The organism is Singulisphaera chitinilytica (assembly GCF_049331405.1).
In the GTDB taxonomy this organism is placed as follows: Bacteria; Planctomycetota; Planctomycetia; order Isosphaerales; family Isosphaeraceae; genus PoT.
This window is the reverse complement of the sequence record NZ_CP186274.1, coordinates 9,114,717-9,134,944: the sequence shown is the minus strand read 5'-3', so window position 1 is coordinate 9,134,944 and position 20,228 is coordinate 9,114,717. Positions and strand designations below refer to the sequence as shown.

Sequence of the window (20,228 nt, the reverse complement as noted above, 5' to 3'; positions counted from 1 at the left end):
AATCCGTTTGATTTCCCGGGAGCTCCCCCGCGTGGTTCGCTGAGGCTCGATGGCGGATCCACTCGCAATACGAACGGCCGGGGGATTATCGCCATGCTGACTCGAGTCAAGCCCATTGCCATCTGGGTGGGTGCAATCCTCGCGGTGCTCGCCGCCGGCGAACATGACCCGTCAGCCCTCGCCCAGGAATCGAAGCGGGATTCTTCGGGCATGACCGCCGTGCTGCCCAGGCCGGACTTTCGGTTTCCCGGCAGCGTCGGCCGCACCTACCTCGATTCGGACAAGGCGCAATTCCCGCGGCCGGTCCAGCCTCCGAAGGGGGCGCCCAACGTCGTCCTGATCCTGCTCGACGATGCGGGGTTCGGCCAGTTCTCGACGTTCGGCGGCGGCATCCCGTCGCCCACGATGGACAGGCTCGCGGCCGAGGGGTTGCGGTACAACCGGTTCCACACGACGGCCCTGTGCAGCCCGACCCGCGCCGCGCTCATCACCGGCCGCAACCACCACTCGGCCGCCTTCGGCGTGATCAGCGAGACCGCGACGGGCTACGACGGCTACACCTGCGTGCTGCCGAGGAGTTGCGGCACCGTCGGCGAGGTCCTGCGCCAGAACGGGTACATGACCGCCTGGATCGGCAAGAACCACAACACGCCTCCCTGGGAGGCGAGCGCGGCCGGCCCCTTCGATCGCTGGGCCAACGGCCTGGGATTCGACTATTTTTACGGCTTCAACGCCGGAGATATGAACCACTGGAACCCGGTCCTCTACGAGAACCGGAACCTCGTCCCCGCCTCGACCGACCCGGGCTACCACATGACCGAGGACCTCGCCGACAGGTCGATCGCCTGGGCGCGCAAGGTCAAGAGCATCGCGCCCGACCGGCCCTTCTTCCTGTACGTCGCGCCGGGCGCGACCCACTCGCCGCACCAGGCCCCGAAGGACTGGATCGATAAGTTCCGGGGCAAGTTCGACATGGGGTGGGACAAATACCGCGAGGAGACGTTCGAGCGGCAGAAGAAGCTCGGGGTCATCCCGCCCGACGCCAGGCTCACGGCCCGCTCGCAAGGGCTGCCCGCCTGGGATTCGCTCGAAGCCGGTCAGAAGAAGGTCTACGCCCGGATGATGGAGGTCTTCGCGGGCTACGGGGCCCACGTCGATCACCACATGGGCAGGGTCGTCGAGGCGATCAAGCAGTTGCCCGGCGCGGAGAACACGCTGTTCATCTACATCGCCGGGGACAACGGCTCCAGCGCCGAGGGGGGCATCGAGGGGTCGGTCAACGAGAACCTGTTCTTCAACGGGGTCCCGGAGAAGTGGCAGGACAACCTGAAAGTCATCGACGAGCTGGGGGGCCCGAAGCACTTCAACCACTTCCCGAGCGCCTGGGCCCATGCGATGGACACCCCCTTCCAGTGGACGAAGCAGGTCGCCAGCCACTTCGGCGGCATCCGCAATCCGATGATCATCTCCTGGCCGGCGAAGATCAAAGACAAGGGGGGCGTCCGCAGCCAGTTCACGCACACCATCGACGTGGTCCCGACGATCTACGAGGCCTGCGGCATCAACGCCCCGAGCGACCTGAACGGGGTACCCCAGAAGCCGATCGAGGGGATCAGCTTCGGCTACACCTTCGACGACGCGAAGGCCAAGGGGCGCCGCACGACGCAATACTTCGAGCTCCTCTGCAACCGGGGCATCTATCACGACGGTTGGATGGCCTCGGCCATGTCGTTCGCGCCCTGGGAGCCCAACCGAGGGGCGTTCGACCCGGACAAGCAGAAGTGGGAGCTCTACCACGTCGACGACGACTTCTCGCAGGCGAATGACCTCGCCGCGACGAATCCCGCAAAGCTCCGCGAGTTGCAGGATCAATGGTGGGTGGAGGCCGCGAAGTACAACGTGCTGCCTCTCGACTGGCGGGCCGTCGAGAGGTTGAACGCCGAACTCATGGGCCGGCCGAGCCTCACCGGCGACCGCACGACGTTCGCGTATTACCCGGGGCAGATCGGGCTGCCCAGTGAGGCCGCCCCTCGCATCCTCAACAAGTCATGGACCCTCTCGACGAACATCGAGGTGCCTGATGGCGGGGCCGAGGGCATGATCGCGACCCACGGCGGCCTCGTCGGCGGTTATGGACTCTATGTGCGCGAGGGGAAGCCGACCTTCGTTTACAACTACCTCGAGCTGGACCGACCGACGTTCACCGGCAAGGCTCCGTTGCCGAAGGGGAAGGTGAAGCTGGTCCTCGACTTCCAATACGAGGGCAAGGAAGGCGAGCGAGGCAAGGGCGCGACCGTGACGATGTCGGTGAACGGCGAGAAGGTCGCCGAGGGGCAGATCCCCAGGACCATCCCGAACCAGATCTCGCTCGGCGAGGGGTTGGATATCGGCATGGACGTCGGTTCGGCCGTCGATTTCAGCTACAAGCCCCCCTTCGCGTTCACCGGCAAGATCGAGGACGTGACGATCGAGTTGAAGTAATATTTATGAGTCGACGTAGCTCGTCGCGGATCTCCAACGGCCCGACGTCCCACGAGGCTATCGCCGCTCGACGATCCTCCGGTGGAGGAACTGGTGGTCGTCGTTGAAGAGGCGGCGGTAGCTGAAGAGGACGACGGCGACCGTCCCCAGGGCGGTGCCGGATGAAATCAAGAACATGATGACGATCTGATATTTGACGGCCTCGATCGGCGAGACCCCCGCGAGCAACTGGCCGGTCATCATGCCGGGGAGGCTCACGATGCCGACGACCATCATGGCGTTGATCGTGGGGACCATCCCCGTGCGCACGGCCTCCTGGATCGGCCGCCGGGCCGCTTCCCAACGTGTGGCACCCAGGGCGAGTTGGGCCTCGACCTGATCGCGCCGGGCGGTCAACTCGCTCCCGAGCCGATCCAGGCCGAGCGAGACCCCGTTCAGGGAGTTGCCCAGGATCATCCCCAGGAGCGGGATCGCGTAGTGCGGCGAATACCAGGGCTCGACCCGCAGCAACGCCAGCAACGCCAGCAACGCCACGAGCCATGAGCTGAGCCAGAGCGAGGCGACGCTACCCAGCCATAAACCCGGCCAGCGGAACTGCGTGCGCTGGATGGCGGCCCGCGAGGCGGCCAGAGTCATCACCGACATGATCCCGACGACGAGATACCAGCGGTTGAGCCGGAAGACCCACTGCAGGACCAGGCCGATGAGGATGAGCTGCACCACCGTCGCCGCCGCCGCCACGAGCAGGCGACGGCCCAGCCCGAGCCGGAGGGCCAGCGAGATCCCGCCGTTGATGAGGATCAGCAGCGTCGCCAGGCCGACCTGTAGATAGCTGAGCGTGAGATACCCGGGCTTCGTCACGCGAGGGCCTCCGCCAGGATCCGCCCCGCCTCGACCCGGATCCGACGCGTCGCGACCCGCTCGGCCTGTCGGGGGTCGTGCGTCACCCAGACGAGGCTCCGGACGTCGGGAGCCTCGCGCTGCCAGGCATTCAGCAAGGCTTCCACGGCCTCCGCGGTGGCCCCGTCGAGCGACGACGTCGGCTCGTCCAGCAGCAGGAGTGTGGGGTCGAGCTGGAGCACCCGCGTGAGGGCCATGACCTGGGCCTCGCCGCCGGAGAGGTCCCGGGCCGACTTGTCGAGGAACCCCGCATCGCGCCCGAGCCTCCGCACCAGATCCGATGCGCGGGCCTCGTCGAACCTCCGGCCTCGATGGACCGCGAGCCCGAAGGGTAATCGCAGATTGTCGCGGACGGTCCCCTCGAACAGGGCGGCCCGCTGGTGGACGTAGGCGACCTGGGCGCGAAACGCCGGCACGTCGTCGCCGAGGATGCGCGTCCCTCGCCAGAGGACCTCCCCCTCGTCGAGCGGGTCGAGGAAGGCCAGGCTCCGGAGCAGCACAGTCTTCCCCGCCCCCGATGGCCCGGTGATCGCGACCCTCTCCCCCGGATCGATGACGCAGCGGACGTGGCGGATCAGCCAGTCATCACCCCCGCGCCGCAATCGGCCGATGTCGCGGGCCTCGAGCGTCGGGCAGTCGTCGGGGATCAAGGGCGGGGCCTCGGCGGGGATCTCTTGGGGGCGTTCGGGAGCGATATGCTATCCCCCGACTCGGCCCGCCCGCAACTCATCGCGTGGGCCTTGTCGCCCGATCGAGCGGGAAGGCGAGGTCGCCTAGGGCGTCGGGGGTCTGCCCCGTCATGGGCTTGCCGCCGTCGTCGCGGCCGTCGGGGCCGACGGAGTAGAGCATCAAGCTCGTTGAGTCGGGATGATAGTTGAGAGGATGATTCTTCGAAATGAAGGGGTCGAACGGGATGCGGACGAGGATCGTCGGGGCGAGGGCCCCCAGGGATACGGGCAAAGTGCCGTGCTCCTCGCGGTAAACGCGCAGGCCGAGCTCGGAGAGGATTTGCTGGTAGTCGGCCGCCGTGCGCTTGTCGGAGAAGACGGCATGGTCGAAAGCCGTGGTGAGCTGCGATTGAAACGTGTTGGCGAAGGAGGCGAGGACCCTCACCTGCAAGGTCCCTGCGGAGCTGCCGAGTTTCGACTCGCGCGAGACGACCTGGGCGACGGGCTCCCTTGCGTCGAAGGCCGTCTCCAACCCCCGGATCGCCCGGCGGCATTGATCGGGGGAGAGCTTCTCCAGATCCTCTCGGAGCAAGGCCAGCCCGGTCGTCGTGATGGCCAGCCCGATTCCGTGGTCGATGACCATGCCCCCTCGGCTCGCGTCATTCCCGAGCCGGACGAGGTCGAGTTCGGCGCGGAGGGCGTCGTCGCGACGGCCTTCGAAGCCTGCGAGCCTCGCCTCGCAGGCCAGGAGCCGGGAGAGCCGCCGGATTTTTCCCGACCATTCGACGTGGTCGGCAATCTGGAATTCGAGCGTCCCCTCCTTGGCCGAGAGGGGCACGAGGCACTTCTTCGCCAGGCCGGCCCGGCCGAGTGCCAGGGCCTCCCGGTTCGCGGCGAGGTAGGCTCGAAGCTCGTCCTCGGTGGCCTGGCGGACGTCCCCCCGTGGGCCAGGCTCGGACCCGATGATCATCGTCCCCGCTCGCTTGAGGTCGTCGTAGCCGTTGGGGACGGGGATCGGCGGGAGGTCCATACCCGAGTTCAGCAGGATCCAGGTCGTGAGGCCGAGCAGTGCGACGACGAGCGCGGCGAGTCCCCTGACGACGTATTTGAGGTGCCCTGGCTTGGAAGATTCGGCGGTCGTCGGCATGGGGTCAGGTCCCGCGAAGGAGGTTGGTTTCCGGGGCGAAGGCTATTCGCGGACGCCTTCGAAATCTTCGGCGAGACTTCCGGATCCGGCGGGGAAAGCCTCGGCCGCAACAACCCCTATGAGCCGGGCCGATCCTGGTGACAATTCCCTGTCGCGTCGGTATCGTGTGGGCGAAAGACCTCCCGAACACTCCTTGCCCAGGGGAACCAGCATGAATATCGACGAGCCGCGAGAGAGCGACGACGCGGGCCGCCCCAAGTTCCCCGACGTCCTGCCGATCCTCCCGATGCACCCCGACGATGAGGGCATCGAGGATATCGAGGGGGAAGACGAGGAGGACGGATTCGACGAGGGGCCGCGCACGGTCCTGATCACCGGCGCCTGCGGCAACATCGGCCGGAAGCTCCGCGCCGCCTGGGGCGACATCTATGACCTCATCCTGCTCGACGCCAAGGCCGGGCCCGACGACCCCGAGGTCATCCAGGTCGACCTCAGCGAGTTCAACGACGACTGGATCGCCCACTTCCAGGACGTCGACACCGTCATCCACCTCGCCGGGAACCCGAACGAGTTCTCCCCCTGGGACGAGCTCGAGCGGCCCAACATCGACGCGCTCTCGAACGTCTTCCTCGCCGCGGCGCTCACGGGGGTCGAGCGCCTGATCTTCGCCAGCTCGAACCACGCGATGGGGGACTATCGCGAGCTCGGGGACATGCCGATCACCGTCGACTTGCCCCCCCGCCCCGACAGCCCCTACGGCGGCACCAAGCTGATGGGCGAGCGCCTCGGCCGGAGCTTCGCCACGGCGTTCGACATCACCTTCATCGCCCTGCGGCTCGGCTGGATCCAGCATGGGGCGAACCGCCCCGAGACCCTCCCCGACGAGTGGGCCCGCGCCATGTGGCTCTCGAACGAGGACCTCATCCGCCTCTTCGACGGGGCCGTCGAGGCCGACCTCGGCGATCGCACGTTCCTCGTCGTCAACGGCATGTCCAACAACCGAGGAATGCGCTGGGACCTGAGCGAGGCGACCGAGTTCCTCGGCTTCAACCCCGAGGACGACGCCTACGCCGAGGAGCTCTGAGCCCCTGGCATCGACCTTTAGGTCGACGCAAAAGGCCGGGCCGGCGCAACTCGCGCCGGCCCGGCCTTTGTTCTTGAAGGCTCCCAACGGCTCAGGCCTGCTGGAGCACCCCGACGGCCGGCGCCTGGGCCGGGCTCAGGGGGCGGCCGGGTCCGATCTCGTCGAGGAGCCCCTGGATCCTGGATTCGAGGTCGATTGTGAGGGCCCCGACCGCCTGCCGGGCCTTCCCCGCGCCGGCGAGCCTCACCCGGACGTCGATCGGCTCGCCGATCCGCAGGATGCCTTGTCGGGGGCCGTATGGCACGGGGATGTCGTCGCCGAGGAAGTCCTGGCCGAACTTCATGATCGTCTCGGCCACGCGCTCCAGCGTCGGGCTTTCCCGGATATAGTCGCCGGGGTAGCTGAAGAGCTGGATGACGAGGAAGAGGTCGTGCAGATCGCGCTGGGTCTGCCGCCTCTGCTCGGGCGTGACGCCGGGATCGGCCAGCGTGTCGAGGCAGGCCCGGCGCAGCTCCTTGACGCGTACCGGCGCGGTGTCATCGCGACGCTTGCCGCAGCGGCGATCCTCGATCCGGTCGAGGATGTTATGAGCGAGCCCGAGCAGGCGATCCTTGAGCGGGCCCGGCTGCACCGCGCCGAGGTACTCGTATTCCTTGAGGCCTAGCACCCCCTCGGCATACTCGTAGATCCGCTCGACCAGGCTCCGGTCCGAGCGCGGCCACCAGGTGAACCGGGTCTCGAGCCTCTCCATCGCGTCGATGATCTTCGGCATCGGGTCGACGTGGTCGAGGAACCGGTACTTGAGCGCGATGGGGACGACCCAGATTGTCTTGCCGGGGTCGATCCGCTTCACGGCCGCCGCGGCGACGGCCACGGCCCCTTCCCTGACCGGCGTCAGGCGGTCGGAGAGGTGGTAGATCTCCCCCTCCGGGAAGATCACGAGCGGGTTCTTCCCCTTCGCCAGGACGTCGACGCCCGTCTTGAAAGCGGTCAGATCCGCCCCCTCGCGATCGACCGGGAAGACGCCGATCCTGGGCAGGATCCAGTGGTTCTTGCCGACGAAGATCTGGTAGGCGGCCATGTAGTAGAAGGGGGTCGAGAGCCGCCGCCCCAGGTCGAACATCATGTAGCAGTCGGCGTGGTCCGGGTGGTTGGGCGTGAGCAGGACCCCATCCCCTCGGTCGAGCAAGGGCTGCAGCCGCTCGAGGCCGGAGACGTCGACCTCGGCGACCTGGTGATCCTTGCGCAGCATCCTGGGGAGCAGGAACCCCGAGGCCCAGAGCAACCCTCGATGCAGCCTGGGGGGGTAGAACCGATACGGGAGCTCGTCGGCCAGCGGTACGCGTTTCACGATCGTGACCTCGCAACGGACGCGAAGGGGAGCACGCCTCAGGGGAACTCGGTTCGATCGGACGGAATCTTGAGTCTCGATGACTCCGATGGATCGTCCCCCCTCGGCATCCTGCCCGTCGCGTCGCGTTTCGTGCCAGGCCGTCCTCAGCGCCTGCGGCCGGTGAAGATCAGGAAGGCGAGGAGGACGATCGTCGCCAGGCCGAAGGCGACGACATTGAAGGGGTTCCCCTCGAGGAACGCGTTGACCAGGAGCGTCAAGGCGGTGAGGAAGGCGACCGCCAGCAAGATCCGGCGCACGGCCGCCATGGGGCTCGGCTTCGAGGCCCGCTCCGACCTCTCGGCCTCCGCGCCGATGTACATGATCCCCTCGGACGCCTGCATCCGACGCTGGGACATGATCCGGGTCTCCATCGGGGGGAGGCTCGGGCGGCCGCACTTCGGGCAGCGGAGCCAGGTCGAGAGGGCCCGCCCCCTCGCCTCGAGCGACGCCTGGCAGCGGGGGCACTCGTACGTCACCAGGAATAGGATATCCGTCGGCATGACGACCTAACCCCTCGCCAGTTCCATCGGACTTGCGGGCCGCCTCGGAGTGTTGACGACCCTCGACCCGCATCCTAACCGATCGACACCGGCCCCCGCACGGGAAAAGCCGTCGAGATCCAGCGGCCTTTTCAATGACGGAGCATGCGTCCAGGAGCCGCCCGGCGCGCCCTTCCTTGGCCGGCCCGGGTCGCTTACGATGGCCCCTTCCCTTGCCACTTCCCGCGAGATGCCGCGGCCTCTGTCGCATCCGTATCAGGGGCCCGCCGCGATCTGCGAGGCATCAGGCGTGAAAGCCTCTCGAAATCGACGGGGGTGGGGAGTCGGCCTTCGCCCTGCTATCGAGTTGAGGAGCGGTCGCGACGCATGAGCACTCAAGACGAGTCGGTTCGGCTCCAGATGAGGAACATCGCCAAGCATTTCGGCGGGGTGCATGCGCTTCGGGACGTGACCTTCTCGGCGAAGGCGGGGGAGGTCCACGCGCTCTGCGGCGAGAACGGGGCGGGCAAGAGCACGCTCATGAAGATCCTCGCCGGCGCGATCACCGACTATGAGGGGGAGATCCTCATCGACGGCCAGGTCGTGCGGTTCTCGGGGCCTCGAGACGCCGAGGACGCCGGGGTCCGCATCATCTACCAGGAGCTGAACCTCGTCCCCGAGATGACCGTCGCCGCCAACATCTTCCTCGGCCGCGAGCGGACGCGGGGCTTCGGCTGGCTCAACGATAGAGCGATGGAGGCCGAGGCCCGCCGCCTCTTCGAGCGGCTCGGCGCCCCGATCTCGCCGAGGGCCCTCGTCGGCGACCTCCGGATCGGCGACCAGCAGATGGTCGAGATCGCTAAGGCCCTCGCCTTCAAGGCCGCGATCCTGATCATGGACGAGCCGACCTCCGCCCTGTCCGACTCCGAGGTCTATCGGCTCTACCGCGTCATCGACGACCTCCGCAAGCAGGGGACGACGGTCCTCTACATCTCGCACAAGATGAACGAGGTCTTCACCCTCTCGGATCAGGTCACGGTCCTCCGCGACGGCCGGTTCGTCGCCAGCGCGACGGGGGCCGAGACGGGGCCCGAGCAGGTCGTGCGGTGGATGGTCGGACGCGAGATCGCCGGGCTCCACTTCGACCACCAGCCGGCGAGCGGCAAGCCCGTGCTCGACGTCCGCGGCCTCTTCCTGGAGGCCCCGGCGGGGAGCGGCCGGCCGGATCTCAAGGACGTCACGTTCCAGGTGCGCGCCGGCGAGGTGTTAGGGGTTGCAGGATTGCTCGGCGCGGGGCGTACGGAGCTGCTGGAGGCCCTCTTCGGGGCCTCGGAGAAGACCCCTGCCGGCGAGATCCTCCTCAACGACCAGCGTGTCCGGTTCCGCAACCCCGGCGCGGCCATCGAGGCCGGGGTCGCGCTCGTGACGGAAGACCGCAAGAACCTCGGCCTCTTCGACCAGATGTCCGTGGCCGAGAACATCACGATCCGGCACCTCGACGGCCTCACCCGCAACGGCCTGATCAGCCGGAGGGCCGAGTCGAAGGCGGTCACGGAGTCGATCGCCAGGCTCAGCATCAAGACGGCCGGCGGGGGGGCGGCGATCACGAGCCTCTCCGGGGGGAACCAGCAGAAGTGCATCCTCGCCCGCTGGCTCCTGATCGGGCCCAAGCTTCTGCTCCTGGACGAGCCGACCCGCGGCATCGACGTCGGGGCCAAGGCGGAAATTTATGCCCTGATCCGCAGGCTCGTCGCCGAGGGGATGGCCGTCATCATGACCTCGAGCGAGCTGCCGGAGCTCTTGACCGTCTCCGACCGGATCATCGTCCTCTGCGAGGGGCGGCTCACGGCCGAGCTGCCTCGATCCGAGGCCACCGAGGAAAACATCATGCACGCGGCGACCCAGTTCCTCGACCGGGCCAAGGCGTCCTGATCCTGCCGGACGCCAGGCGACGGAATATCTCGCGGTATATCACGAAGACCGATTGGGAGGAGTCGCGATGAAACTGCGCCTTGGCCTCGGCCCGGTCTTCGTCTATGAGAACCTGGTGCTCTGCCGACGCTGGCAGGTCTACGCAGGGCGTGCGCTGCTGATCGGCAGCCTGTTCGCGGGGCTGTTCGTCGTCTGGTATCGCCACCTGATGAATCGTCACTTCACGACCTACGCCCAGCTCGCCACGGTCGGGTCGTCCTTCGCGGCCGCGATCATGGCCGTGGAACTCGTCCTGGCCCTGATCCTGGTCCCCGCCGTGACCGCCGGGGCGATCTGCCAGGACAAGATCCGGGGGGGCCTGGCCCTGATGATGTCCACCGACCTGTCCAACACCGAGATCGTCCTGGGCAAGCTCGCCCTGAGGCTGATCACTCTGCTGGGGACGGTCGCCTGCGGGCTCCCGGTGCTGGCGATCGTGTCGACCCTCGGCGGCGTCGACCCCGTGGACACGGTCCTCGATTCGCTCGTGATCGTCGGGGTGGTCTGCCTGGGGGCGACCCTCTCCCTGACGTTCTCGGTCTGGGCGAGCAAGCCGCATGAGGCCCTGATGGCGACGTACGCCACGTTCGCCGTCTGGCTGATGGCCCTTCTCCTCATCAGCGAGATGTACCGGGGCGGCACCCCCTTCTGGCTCCGGGCCACGAACCCGTTCTGGCTGATCTTCGGCTATCAGTGGTTCGGCCCGGGCGGTTCCAGGGAGGCGGTCTACCCGCTGCTCTTCTTCGCCGGGAGCCTCCTGATCTCGGCCGGCCTCGCGTTGATCTCGATCCGTTGCATCCGCTCGGCGGCCTTGAAGCAGGCGGGGCGCTCGGGGCGTCGTCGACGGCCGAGCCTCCCCTCCTCCGGGGTGCCCGGCCTCGTCGGCCTCTCGCTCGACCGCAACCCGATCCTCTGGCGCGAGTGGCATCGCCGCCAGCCTTCGGGCTGGGGCCGGGGGCTCTGGACGCTCTTCGCGGTGATCGCGACGGTCGTGTCGTTCTTCGCGTGTTTGCCCGGCTCGCACATCCTCCCCGGGACCGCCGCGTTCATGGTCTCGATCGGGCTCCTGATGGTCAGCGTGAACTCGGCGACGGCCCTGGCCGAGGAGCGCGCGCTGGGGAGCCTCGACATCCTGATGGCGACGCCGCTCTCCTCGCGAGAGATTGTGATGGGCAAGTGGTGGGGCGCCTTCCGGATCGTGCCGAAGCTGGCGATCCTCCCCGGCCTGCTGGGGCTCGTCGCGATGACCTGGCGCCGGGGCCTGTTCGAGGCCTTCCCATTCGCCGGCCTGATCGTCGCCCTGGTGCTGGCGTACGGGGCCCTGGTGACGAGCTTCTGCCTCGCCTTCGCGACCTGGCAGCGCCGGCTCGGCCGGGCCGTGGGGCTGAGCGTCTGCACCTATATCGCGATCACGGTGGTATTGCCGACGCTTTACATCTCCATGACGAATGGCTCTCCCGACGGGTTATGGTGGCTGATCATCAGCCCATTCTTCGGGATGTTCGCCCCCTTCGAGTGGGTCGTCTGGCGCTGGAATTGGGAGACGTATCCCGACAAGCTCTCGAAGATGGCCACCTGGATCATCGTGATCGGATCGGCGGCCTACGCCATCCTCCGCCTGACGATCGCCCGGTTCGACGCCTGCCTCGGCCGCGTCCCCGAGGCGAAGGCGTGGCGCCCCTCGCCCGCCCCGCAAGGCCCCCACGCCGTCCCCGTGTCCCGCGAGATCGCCCAGTAATTTCGGGGTTTGTCGCGGGGCGTCGAAACCGTGGACCCCAGCCGGGCCCGTCCGGCGGCAACTCCCTTCGATTTCAGGGTATGCGCGGTCACGGTCGTCGGCCCGGATCCGACGCCTCGAGCCATGCCGAGTCGCCGGCGAATGCCTTGCGACTCTTGATTGTCGAGGAGCGTGGTTCGTACACTCTCAGTCGAGAGGTATGCCCCGGTCGATGAGGCCGAGGGCGGGACGTTTTCTCCAGGCGGGAGTTTGCGGATGACGGACTCGTTGGGGGTGGCGGACGCCAACCCGTTGCGGCAGAGTTTGCCCAGGACCCGGGTCCCCGAGCCCTGCGCGGTCGTCCTCTTCGGCGTGACCGGCGACTTGACCCACCGCAAGCTCGTCCCCGCGCTCTATCACCTGGCGCTGGGGGGGAACCTGCCGTCCGAGTGTGCCATCGTCGGGTTCGCCCGCCGCGACTGGACCGACGAGCAGCTCCGCTCGGAGCTGGAGAAGAGCCTGTCCAAGGGGGCGGGCCCGGATTTCGCCGAGGCCTGGCCCGAGTTCGCCAACCGGATCGCCTTCGTCTCCGGCACCTTCGACGACCCCGCCGGCTACGCTCGGCTCAAGGAGCGGCTCGACCAGCTCGACGCCACTTACGGCACCCGGGGCAACCGCCTCTATTACCTCGCCGTCTCCCCCGAATACTTCTCCACGATCATCGACCACCTCGGCAAGGCGGGGCTCGTCTACCCGAGCCAGCAGGACAGCCCCTGGAGCCGCGTGGTCATCGAGAAGCCGTTCGGCCACGACCTCGCCAGCGCCCGCGCCCTGAACCGGGACATCTCGCAGGTCCTCGACGAGAGCCAGGTCTACCGGATCGACCACTACCTCGGCAAGGAGACGGTCCAGAACATCCTGGCCCTCCGGTTCGGCAACGCCATCTTCGAGCCGATCTGGAACCGGCGCCACGTCGCCTCGGTCCAGATCACCGTGGCCGAGGAGCTCGGCATGGCCGGCGGCCGAGGCGGCTACTACGACACGTCGGGCGCCCTGCGCGACATGGTGCAGAACCACCTGATGCAGCTCCTCTGCCTCGTCGCGATGGAGCCGCCGGTCGACCTCTCGGCCGACGCCGTCCGCAACGAGCGCGTGAAGGTGCTCGACGCCCTGCCCAAGTGGACCGCCGAGGACGTGGACAAATACGTCGTCCGCGGCCAGTACACCGCCGGCTCGATCCAGGGCAAGGACGTCCCCGGCTACCTCGAGGAGAAGGGGGTCAAGCCCGACTCCCGCACCGAGACTTACGTCGCCCTCCGCGTGACGCTCGACAACTGGCGCTGGGCCGGCGTGCCCTTCTACCTACGGACGGCCAAGCGGCTCCCCAAGCGGGCCTCCGAGATCGCCATCCAGTTCCGCCAGCCGCCGACCCAGATGTTCGAGGTCGAAGCCGACGAGGCCGACGGGGCGAACCTGCTCATCCTCCGGATCCAGCCCAACGAGGGGGCGAGCCTCGCCTTCCAGGCCAAGGTCCCCGGCTCGAGGCGGCGGCTCCAGGAGGTCCGGATGGACTTCCGCTACGGCACCGCCTTCGCCACCCCGCCCCCCGAGGCCTACGAGCGGCTCCTGCTCGACGTGATGCTCGGCGACCCGACGCTGTACACCAGGACCGACGCCGTCGAGAGCGCCTGGCGCTTCTGCACGACGATCCTCGACGCCTGGAATCGCGAGGGCGCCCCGCCGCCCGTCCCCTACCCGGCCGGCACCTGGGGGCCCGACTCGGCCGAGAAGCTCGTCGAGGGGGACGGCGTCACCTGGCGCCGGGTCTGAGCCGACCGCTCGCCCGTTTTCTCGGACGTGAAAGATCGGTTATGATCGCGAAGGTCGGGCGCCGCCCACCCTTCGCGAGTCCCCGTTGAGGAAGCCCCAATCATGGCCGAGTCGGCATCTGACGCGTTCCTGAGTGGCCAGGGGGTCCCGGTGACGGACCTCCAGGACGTCGAAACCGAGCTGACCCGGCTCTGGGGGCCCGCCGCCGAGCGCGTGGGCGGGCCGGACCTCGAGAACCCGCACGTGACCCGGGTCGCCCTGGCGAACCTCGTCGTCGTCACGAGGGGGGCCGAGTGCGGCAGCCTGCGAGACGTGCTCGACGGCGTGACCGCCCGCTACCCCTGCCGGGCGATCGTCGTCTGCCTGAGCGACCGCCCCGGGCGCTCGATCGCGGCCGAGGTCTCCGCCCTCTGCCACCTCCCGGCCCCCGGCCTGCCCCAGGTCTGCAGCGAGAGGATCGTGCTCAGGGCCGGCGACGAGTCGATCGACCTCGTCGCGGGGGCCGTCCGCCCCTTGCTCGAGGCCGACCTGCCGTTCGTCCTCTGGTGGACGTCGGACCCGCTCCGCGACGAGGCCCTCTTCCGCGACCTCGCCAGCGAGTGCAGCCGGCTCCTGCTCGACCTGCCGGATCCCGCCGCCGAGACGGCCGCCCTCAAGCTCGGCTTCGACCCCGCCGTGACCTCCCACGGCCGCGACGTCGCCTGGTGCGGCCTCACCCGCTGGCGAGAGCTCGTCGCGCAGTTCTTCGACCCCCCCTTCCACCATGAGATCATCGGCCGCCTGAACGCGGTCAAGATCGAGGTCGCCGCCCCGAGCCTCGACGGTGCCCCTCGCCCCGCGATCTGGCTCGCGGCCTGGCTCGCCGGCCAGCTCGGCTGGAAGCCCCAGGGGACGCCGGATCGCTCACCCGGGCGGCTCGCCGCGACCTTCCAGGGGCCGTCGGGCCCGGTCAAGGTCGAGATCGTCACCGAGGTCGTCCCCGGCCTCGAGTCGAGCCTCATGCGGGCCACGACCCTCACCGCGAAGGCGGCCGAGGGGGTCGAGACGTTCGGCCTCCGTCGCGTCTCGGACCAGTCGGGCGAGGTCCGCATCAACGTGTCGAGCCCGAGCTATTGCTGCCTCCCGAGGATGGTCCTGGCCCCCGAGCCCGACCACATCCGCCGGGTCTCCGCCGCCCTCGAGTCGTCCCGCGACGACCCCCCCTTCCGCCACGCCCTGCCCCTGGCCCTCTGGCTCCTCGAGGCCTGAGCCTGGGGGCATCCAGACAAGGTGACCATCAACGAAGAGAGCCTCCGGGCCCGTGCCTCGGAGGCTCTCTTCGTTTCTGGCTGCGGCGATGGCGGCGGTCACTCGGTGTAGAGCGAGACGTAGCGCCTGAATTTCGGGGTGAGGGCGTCGGTCAGCAGCTCGGGCTCGGGGAAGAGCTTGTCGGGGTCCGACGCGAGGGCGAATGAGAGGGCTTCCTGGCCGAGGTTGACCCGGAGGAGCCCCAGGGGCACGACGCGGGTCCTGCCGAGGGGCTTCATGGAGAGGGCCAGGGCCTTGTCCTCGTCAGGGCCGATGGGCTCGGGGGTGAGGACCAGGGTCGTCAGCCCGATCACCAGCCCGCGATCCCCCTTCCACGGGGGGAACCGGCCGTTGACGGCCATCGCCAGGCGGGTGAGGAATCGATGATAGGCCGCGCCATCGGCGGCGAAGCCGACATCCACCGGCTGGCGGACCACCGCGACCACGCTCAGGGCCCGGCCGAGCCAGGGGATCCAGTGCAGGCGGACGGGGCGTCGGTAGTAGCGGAGGACGTCCAGGGGGGGAGCCTGATACTCCTCCCCCTCCTCAGGGATCGCCCCGCAGTCCTTCATGATCGGGTCGATCGCCGCGAAGAGCTCATCCTCGATCATCCCGGCCGAGCCTCCTCGCGAGTTCGTCTTCGAGGGCGATTCCGGTCAGTCCGTGGGCGTCGAGGCCTCGTGCTCGCCTCGGGCGATCGGGGCCGTCGTCGGGGGCTCGAACTTCGGGACCGAGAGGCTGGCCGAGTCGGTCGACTTGGGGGCCGAGTATTCCTCATAACGGCGAGAGGGGACCTGCGGGCTGGTCGTGGCCGAGAGGTCGAACTCGTCCTCGATCCCGCGCAGGCCTTTCTTGAACTCGATGATCCCCTTGCCAAGGGAGCGGCCCACCTCGGGCAATCGCTTGCCGAAGAGGAGCACGGCGACCCCCATGACCACGATCATTTCCATCGGACCAAGGTTGGGTAACATTCAGGAACGCCCCCGTTGTGGATCGATCTGTCTGGTTCTCTGCTGTCGTTGAAGCGATATCACGTCCGCGCCGTGTCGCGCGAGGCCGGCAGGCCCGGCTCGGATCTCAGACCTCCGACGGCGGCGGGGTCGGCTTCTTGGTGTCGGCGGTGACGGCCTGGTCGATGTCGTCCTCGATCCCGCTGACCCCCTTCTTGAACTCGGTGACGCTCTTGCCGAGCGACCGCATGACGCTGGGGAGGCGGTTGCCGAAGATCAGGAGCGAGACGAACGCGACGACCATCAGCTCGGTCGCGCCCAGGTTCGGAAGGAAGGCGAAAGGAAGCATGGTCGGACTCCTCCGGCGAAAAGACGCACGAATGCGTCATCATGAATTCGTATGCTCAGGCGTTGTCTTCAACCCCGGCGAGTCCCTTCTTGAACTCGACGATCCCCTTGCCCATCGAGCGGGCGAGGCCCGGCAGGCGGTTGCCGAAGATCAAAAGCGAGACGAACGCGACGACCATCAGCTCGGTCGCGCCCAGGTTCGGAAGGAAGGCGAGAGGCAGCATTGGTTCAATCCTCCGGCGAAAAGGACGCGGATGCGAGGGCCGTCGCCCTGGGCTCGGGCACGCGTGGCGAGGTCGTCGGGACGCGGTCGGCCGTCGTCAGCCAGTGCCCCGGCTGCTCACCAGGGCACTCGTGACGATCCAGGCGGCCACGGCCGCGGCGGCGGTGATGGCGAAGAACCAGAAGAGCCGGTCCCCCAGGCTCGAGAGCCCCGGCAGGGTCCGCGCCCAGCGGCGTCGGAGCATCTGGCCGGGTCGTAAGGCCTGGACGTGGCGCTGGGTCATCGCACCGGCTCGCCCATAGAGGACGAGCGCGACGACCGCCACCACGAGGATCTCCCTCGGGCCCATGGATCCCAGGAACGCCAGTGTTGTTCCCAGACCGCTCATGGACCCAAGACTCCCCTTCCCACAGGTTGCCAGCGCAAGAGACCACCCCGACGCCCGCCGTCGCTCGGCGAGAGTTCCATGATACAGCGACCCGAGGGGCAAGGCGCCCTCGAACCGATCGGAAAACCGGAGTGTTCACGGTGGGAATATAAGTTCGGCGGAGGGCCGACAGATCGGCACCGACCGAGCCCATGCGTCTCGACAGGGACGACGCGGGGAGGGTTTACTGACTCAATGGTATCGGAGCGGGCCCCGCTGTCAAACGAATTCCAGGGCCGGGCCCTGGAATTCGCGGGGCGTCTCGATGGGCAAAGGGGGCGGGTGAAGCCCGGATCAGGGCTTGGCGCCGGGGCCTGGGCAATCCCACTCGAAGTCGGCGTTGAAGGGCTCCCACCAGCCGGCGACGCCGGTGGCCGCGTCGGAGTGCCGACCCAGGCCGCCGGCCGAGGGGGGCTTGATCTCGTAGGTCAGGCGATAGTCCCCCTTCGGGGGCATCGCCACGCTGGCGCCGTAGTGGAGGCCGTCGCGGGCGACCATGGGGACCATGTCCCCCTGCTGGATCGGCTCGCCCCCCTTCGCCGGGGTGATCTTGTAGTGGACCTTCAGGTAGGGGACGAACTCGTCCTTCGCGAAGCCGTTCGGGTTCCCGTCGGTCGCGTGGATGTCGGCCTCCATGTGGATGAGGTCACCCCCCATGTCGGCCATCCCCTCCATCTGGACCGGGGGGAGCCAGACCGCGACGACCTTGATGTTGTTCTTGATGACCTCTTCGCCGATCGGGTATTCCCGGAAGCCGGCGGTCTTCTCCCCCTCGCCCGGATCCTCGGGGGCTTTCGCCGGGGCGCCGTCCCTAGGATCCCCTCCCTCCGTCGCCCTGGTCGGGGTCGACGGGTTCAAGTTCATCACGAGCACGAGGATCACGCCGCCGAGGATGAAGGCGGAGATCAATGGGCCTGCCCAGCGTCGAAGCACGAAGCTACCTCCTCCAACCGAATGCGGACCGAAGGGCTCAGACCCGGGCGCCCGCCGTGGGGGCGGGGCCGAGCGGCGGCTTGGAGGCCGGCGCACCCGCCGGGGCGGCGGAGCTGTCGCCCGAGAGCAGCAAGGCCAGCGCGAGACCTGCGCCGACCAGCATGAGAGCCTGGACGGAGATCGTCTGCACCGTCGGATAGATCCCGAGCAGCGGCACGCCTTCGCCCAGCCACGAGAGCCAGCTCAGTTGCGTCGTCTTCAGCATCCCCGAGGATTGCAGCTCGAAGACGCCGTTGCCGGCGAAGACGACCGCCATCCCGAACAGGACGATCCCCGAGACCTTGAAGAAGGCCCGCAGCGGCAGCCTGACGCTCGTGGCCCGGATCACGATGGCGACCCCCACCAGCAGCACGAGCCCCACGCCGATCCCGCTCAGGAGGCCGATCATGCCGGGCCGGGTCTGACCCTGCGCCCCGATCATGGCCTGGTAGAGCAAGGCGGTTTCCGCCCCCTCGCGGTAGACGGCCAGGAAGGCGGTGAGCGCCAGGGTCCCCACGCCGCCGACCTTGGCATGCCGCTTGAGGAAGTCCATCCAGCGCTTGGATTCGCTCTGCGAGATCAGCCAGTAGCTGACGTAGAAGAGCACCCCCGAGGCCGCGAGCATCACCAGCCCCTCGACCACCTCGCGGGCCCTCCCCCTCGCCGACGAGACCAGCAGGTTTAATCCGAGGGCCGTCAGGGCGCTCGCCACCACGGCCAGCCCGACGCCCCACCAGATCGCCTTCAACGCCCCCGGTTGCTCGGTCTTGGCCACCAGGGCCAGGAGCATCGTCAGCAGCAGGATGACCTCGATCCCCTCGCGGAGGATCAGGACGAGCGACTCGACGAACGCCGGGCCGAAGGTGCCGGATCGCTGGGCCTCGCACTTCGCCAGCGCGGTCTCGACCTCGGCCACCAGGCCGTCGAACCGGGCCGAGAGGTCGGCCCCCTTGAGCCCCGAATCGACCTCGCCCCGGATCGCGTTGAACCGGATCTCGAGCGGGCGGACCTCCTGGGGCTTGCGGGCGTCGAGGTAGCGCTCGATCGGCTCGAAGTCGCTGAAGTAGACGGTGGTCATCGCCGAGGCCGCCTCGGAGGCTTCGCCATTCTCGGCCTGCTCCCGGATCCGATTCAACCCTCGCGTGAGCCTCGCGAGCTGCTCTCGGGGGTTGACGGAGGAGACGGAGGCGTCTGCGGCCGCGGCTTTATTCGCGGCGGCCCCCTTGATGTGGAGGTGCTTGGAGTCGGTGACCCCCTTGCTATTCAGCTCGTTGGCGGCCTTCACCAGGTCGAGCAGCAGGTCGCGATTGAGGTCGGCGAGCTGATTGGCGGGGAGCTTGCCGTCGGCGACCTTGCGCACGGCCGAGAAGATCGCGTAGAACTTGCCCTCGAGCTCCCCCTTGCGGGCGAAGCCCAGGTGCATGCGGACGGCCGTCTCCATGTCGGAGACCTCGAACTCGCCCCAGTACGAATCCTCGGCGAGCCGCCTCGCCTTCTTGAGCTGGCCGGGGCGAGAGGCGGACTCGAGGCTCGCCGCGAGGTTCACGCTGATGTTGTCGATCACCTGCGTCCAGGGCAGGACCGGGGCGACCGCCGCCTTCCCCGTGGCCACGGCCGTCGTCGTCAGCGTGAGGCCCTCGAGTCCAACGTCGCTCCCCTCGCGAACCTCAACCTCTCTGGTCAAGGGATCGCCCATCTCGTGCCAGACCTTGAGCGTGTACCGGCCCGCGGGGACGTCGCGGAACTTGAATCGCCCCTCGCGCGAGCAGACGGCCACCCACGGGGACGGCGAGACGACGATATACCCCTTCATATGACCATGCACATCGCAGGCGAGGCGCACCACCCCCGCCTTCTCGGGCACCCAGTTCTCGGACCGGTTCGCCCCCATCGACATGTTGAAGCCGAAGCCGGGGGTGACCGTGTGGACGCTGTGGGTCTCGGAGTCGGAGTTGTGGAACTGCACCGTCCCGCCGAGGGTCATCGCCTGCACCCTGGGCACGAACTGCAATCCTCGCTGGTCGACCAGCGTCATCTCCGTCGGCCCGTTCGATGCCGGGGCGGCTGGTGTCGTCGTTCCTTGAGCCGGCTCGAGGCTCGCGACCGCCGGGCTGACCTCCGGCCGGCAGATATCCGGCATCTCGACCTTGCCGGAGACCTCGGACGCTCCCCTCGCCTGCGTCGCCGCCATCGCCGACAGCCAGGCCAGAATCAACGCGAATCGCATGCGATTTCTCACCAATCCCTGCTGCATCTTTGGTTGCCTTTGGAAGGCACGACCGGCGGGCACGGAGCCATCGTCATTGAGATTCAATCTCAACGAATTATAGTCGTCCCCTCACGAGACCGTC

Annotated in this window: 18 protein-coding genes; 6 read left to right on the top strand and 12 right to left on the bottom strand. The window is 68.1% G+C overall.

The genetic code is table 11. The annotated features are described in order from the left end of the window. Nucleotides 1–93: 93 nt before the first annotated feature. Nucleotides 94–2,481 carry an arylsulfatase gene (locus ACOYYX_RS35525; RefSeq protein ID WP_422927392.1) on the top strand — a complete coding sequence of 796 codons (2,388 nt, stop codon included), beginning with the start codon at nt 94–96 and terminating at the stop codon, nt 2,479–2,481. A gap of 57 nt (nt 2,482–2,538) precedes the next feature. On the opposite strand, the gene ACOYYX_RS35520 is transcribed toward ACOYYX_RS35525, so the two are convergent. The 3 genes from ACOYYX_RS35520 to ACOYYX_RS35510 all read right to left on the bottom strand — a co-directional run bounded on the left by ACOYYX_RS35520 (nt 2,539) and on the right by ACOYYX_RS35510 (nt 5,196). Next, on the bottom strand, nt 2,539–3,342 hold the full coding sequence (locus ACOYYX_RS35520; RefSeq protein WP_422927391.1) for an ABC transporter permease: 804 nt from the start codon (nt 3,340–3,342) through the stop codon (nt 2,539–2,541). Further along, a complete protein-coding gene (locus ACOYYX_RS35515) occupies nt 3,339–3,992 on the bottom strand; it encodes an ABC transporter ATP-binding protein (RefSeq protein ID WP_422931707.1) in 654 nt (217 codons plus the stop codon). Before ACOYYX_RS35515 ends, ACOYYX_RS35520 begins: the two co-directional genes overlap by 4 nt. Nucleotides 3,993–4,107: 115 nt before the next feature. After that, nucleotides 4,108–5,196, bottom strand: a complete 1,089-nt coding sequence (locus ACOYYX_RS35510; RefSeq protein ID WP_422927390.1) for a hypothetical protein — start codon at nt 5,194–5,196, stop codon at nt 4,108–4,110. A 211-nt stretch (nt 5,197–5,407) separates the two neighbouring features. Here ACOYYX_RS35510 and ACOYYX_RS35505 point away from each other — a divergent pair, with 211 nt between their 5' ends. Next, entirely contained in the window at nt 5,408–6,280 is an 873-nt protein-coding gene (locus ACOYYX_RS35505) for an NAD-dependent epimerase/dehydratase family protein (protein ID WP_422927389.1), read from the top strand. A 91-nt stretch (nt 6,281–6,371) separates the two neighbouring features. Here ACOYYX_RS35505 and ACOYYX_RS35500 read toward each other — a convergent pair whose 3' ends face one another. Further along, the gene (locus tag ACOYYX_RS35500) at nt 6,372–7,631 is read right to left on the bottom strand and encodes a 1-acyl-sn-glycerol-3-phosphate acyltransferase (RefSeq protein WP_422927388.1); all 1,260 of its coding nucleotides are present in this window, start codon (nt 7,629–7,631) and stop codon (nt 6,372–6,374) included. A gap of 146 nt (nt 7,632–7,777) precedes the next feature. After that, nucleotides 7,778–8,173: a zf-TFIIB domain-containing protein gene (locus ACOYYX_RS35495; RefSeq protein ID WP_422927387.1), complete on the bottom strand. Its 396-nt coding sequence runs from the start codon at nt 8,171–8,173 to the stop codon at nt 7,778–7,780. A gap of 366 nt (nt 8,174–8,539) precedes the next feature. Between ACOYYX_RS35495 and ACOYYX_RS35490 the strand changes: the two genes are divergently transcribed. From ACOYYX_RS35490 to ACOYYX_RS35475, 4 genes are all read left to right on the top strand, one after another. Further along, nucleotides 8,540–10,084: a sugar ABC transporter ATP-binding protein gene (locus tag ACOYYX_RS35490; protein ID WP_422927386.1), complete on the top strand. Its 1,545-nt coding sequence runs from the start codon at nt 8,540–8,542 to the stop codon at nt 10,082–10,084. 67 nt (nt 10,085–10,151) lie between these two features. Continuing rightward, on the top strand, nt 10,152–11,861 hold the full coding sequence (locus tag ACOYYX_RS35485) for an ABC transporter permease (RefSeq protein WP_422927385.1): 1,710 nt from the start codon (nt 10,152–10,154) through the stop codon (nt 11,859–11,861). Between the two features lie 255 nt (nt 11,862–12,116). Beyond that, the gene (gene zwf, locus ACOYYX_RS35480) at nt 12,117–13,670 is read left to right on the top strand and encodes a glucose-6-phosphate dehydrogenase (RefSeq protein ID WP_422927384.1); all 1,554 of its coding nucleotides are present in this window, start codon (nt 12,117–12,119) and stop codon (nt 13,668–13,670) included. 102 nt (nt 13,671–13,772) lie between these two features. Further along, nucleotides 13,773–14,918, top strand: a complete 1,146-nt coding sequence (locus ACOYYX_RS35475) for a glucose-6-phosphate dehydrogenase assembly protein OpcA (protein ID WP_422927383.1) — start codon at nt 13,773–13,775, stop codon at nt 14,916–14,918. A 98-nt stretch (nt 14,919–15,016) separates the two neighbouring features. On the opposite strand, the gene ACOYYX_RS35470 is transcribed toward ACOYYX_RS35475, so the two are convergent. The 7 genes from ACOYYX_RS35470 to ACOYYX_RS35440 all read right to left on the bottom strand — a co-directional run bounded on the left by ACOYYX_RS35470 (nt 15,017) and on the right by ACOYYX_RS35440 (nt 20,104). Beyond that, the gene (locus ACOYYX_RS35470; protein WP_422927382.1) at nt 15,017–15,568 is read right to left on the bottom strand and encodes a hypothetical protein; all 552 of its coding nucleotides are present in this window, start codon (nt 15,566–15,568) and stop codon (nt 15,017–15,019) included. 45 nt (nt 15,569–15,613) lie between these two features. Continuing rightward, nucleotides 15,614–15,928: a twin-arginine translocase TatA/TatE family subunit gene (gene tatA / locus ACOYYX_RS35465; protein ID WP_422927381.1), complete on the bottom strand. Its 315-nt coding sequence runs from the start codon at nt 15,926–15,928 to the stop codon at nt 15,614–15,616. A gap of 106 nt (nt 15,929–16,034) precedes the next feature. Next, nucleotides 16,035–16,256: a Sec-independent protein translocase subunit TatA/TatB gene (locus ACOYYX_RS35460; protein WP_422927380.1), complete on the bottom strand. Its 222-nt coding sequence runs from the start codon at nt 16,254–16,256 to the stop codon at nt 16,035–16,037. A 55-nt stretch (nt 16,257–16,311) separates the two neighbouring features. Further along, nucleotides 16,312–16,479 (bottom strand): Sec-independent protein translocase subunit TatA/TatB, encoded by a 168-nt coding sequence (locus tag ACOYYX_RS35455; protein WP_422927379.1) that lies wholly within the window; start codon nt 16,477–16,479, stop codon nt 16,312–16,314. A 96-nt stretch (nt 16,480–16,575) separates the two neighbouring features. Then, on the bottom strand, nt 16,576–16,866 hold the full coding sequence (locus tag ACOYYX_RS35450; RefSeq protein ID WP_422927378.1) for a hypothetical protein: 291 nt from the start codon (nt 16,864–16,866) through the stop codon (nt 16,576–16,578). Between the two features lie 333 nt (nt 16,867–17,199). Continuing rightward, the gene (locus ACOYYX_RS35445) at nt 17,200–17,838 is read right to left on the bottom strand and encodes an iron transporter (RefSeq protein ID WP_422927377.1); all 639 of its coding nucleotides are present in this window, start codon (nt 17,836–17,838) and stop codon (nt 17,200–17,202) included. Between the two features lie 37 nt (nt 17,839–17,875). After that, complete coding sequence (locus ACOYYX_RS35440; RefSeq protein ID WP_422927376.1) at nt 17,876–20,104, bottom strand: FTR1 family protein; 2,229 nt, start codon at nt 20,102–20,104, stop codon at nt 17,876–17,878. Nucleotides 20,105–20,228: the final 124 nt, after the last annotated feature.

Coding starts and splice junctions, on each gene's coding strand:
- ACOYYX_RS35525 (WP_422927392.1), top strand. CDS start 94: ATGCTGACTCGAGTCAAGCCCATTGCCATCTGGGTGGGTGCAATCCTC.
- tatA (WP_422927381.1), bottom strand. CDS start 15,928: ATGTTACCCAACCTTGGTCCGATGGAAATGATCGTGGTCATGGGGGTC.
- ACOYYX_RS35485 (WP_422927385.1), top strand. CDS start 10,152: ATGAAACTGCGCCTTGGCCTCGGCCCGGTCTTCGTCTATGAGAACCTG.
- zwf (WP_422927384.1), top strand. CDS start 12,117: ATGACGGACTCGTTGGGGGTGGCGGACGCCAACCCGTTGCGGCAGAGT.
- ACOYYX_RS35505 (WP_422927389.1), top strand. CDS start 5,408: ATGAATATCGACGAGCCGCGAGAGAGCGACGACGCGGGCCGCCCCAAG.
- ACOYYX_RS35475 (WP_422927383.1), top strand. CDS start 13,773: ATGGCCGAGTCGGCATCTGACGCGTTCCTGAGTGGCCAGGGGGTCCCG.
- ACOYYX_RS35460 (WP_422927380.1), bottom strand. CDS start 16,256: ATGCTTCCTTTCGCCTTCCTTCCGAACCTGGGCGCGACCGAGCTGATG.
- ACOYYX_RS35495 (WP_422927387.1), bottom strand. CDS start 8,173: ATGCCGACGGATATCCTATTCCTGGTGACGTACGAGTGCCCCCGCTGC.
- ACOYYX_RS35490 (WP_422927386.1), top strand. CDS start 8,540: ATGAGCACTCAAGACGAGTCGGTTCGGCTCCAGATGAGGAACATCGCC.
- ACOYYX_RS35455 (WP_422927379.1), bottom strand. CDS start 16,479: ATGCTGCCTCTCGCCTTCCTTCCGAACCTGGGCGCGACCGAGCTGATG.
- ACOYYX_RS35510 (WP_422927390.1), bottom strand. CDS start 5,196: ATGCCGACGACCGCCGAATCTTCCAAGCCAGGGCACCTCAAATACGTC.
- ACOYYX_RS35470 (WP_422927382.1), bottom strand. CDS start 15,568: ATGATCGAGGATGAGCTCTTCGCGGCGATCGACCCGATCATGAAGGAC.
- ACOYYX_RS35440 (WP_422927376.1), bottom strand. CDS start 20,104: ATGCGATTCGCGTTGATTCTGGCCTGGCTGTCGGCGATGGCGGCGACG.
- ACOYYX_RS35450 (WP_422927378.1), bottom strand. CDS start 16,866: ATGAGCGGTCTGGGAACAACACTGGCGTTCCTGGGATCCATGGGCCCG.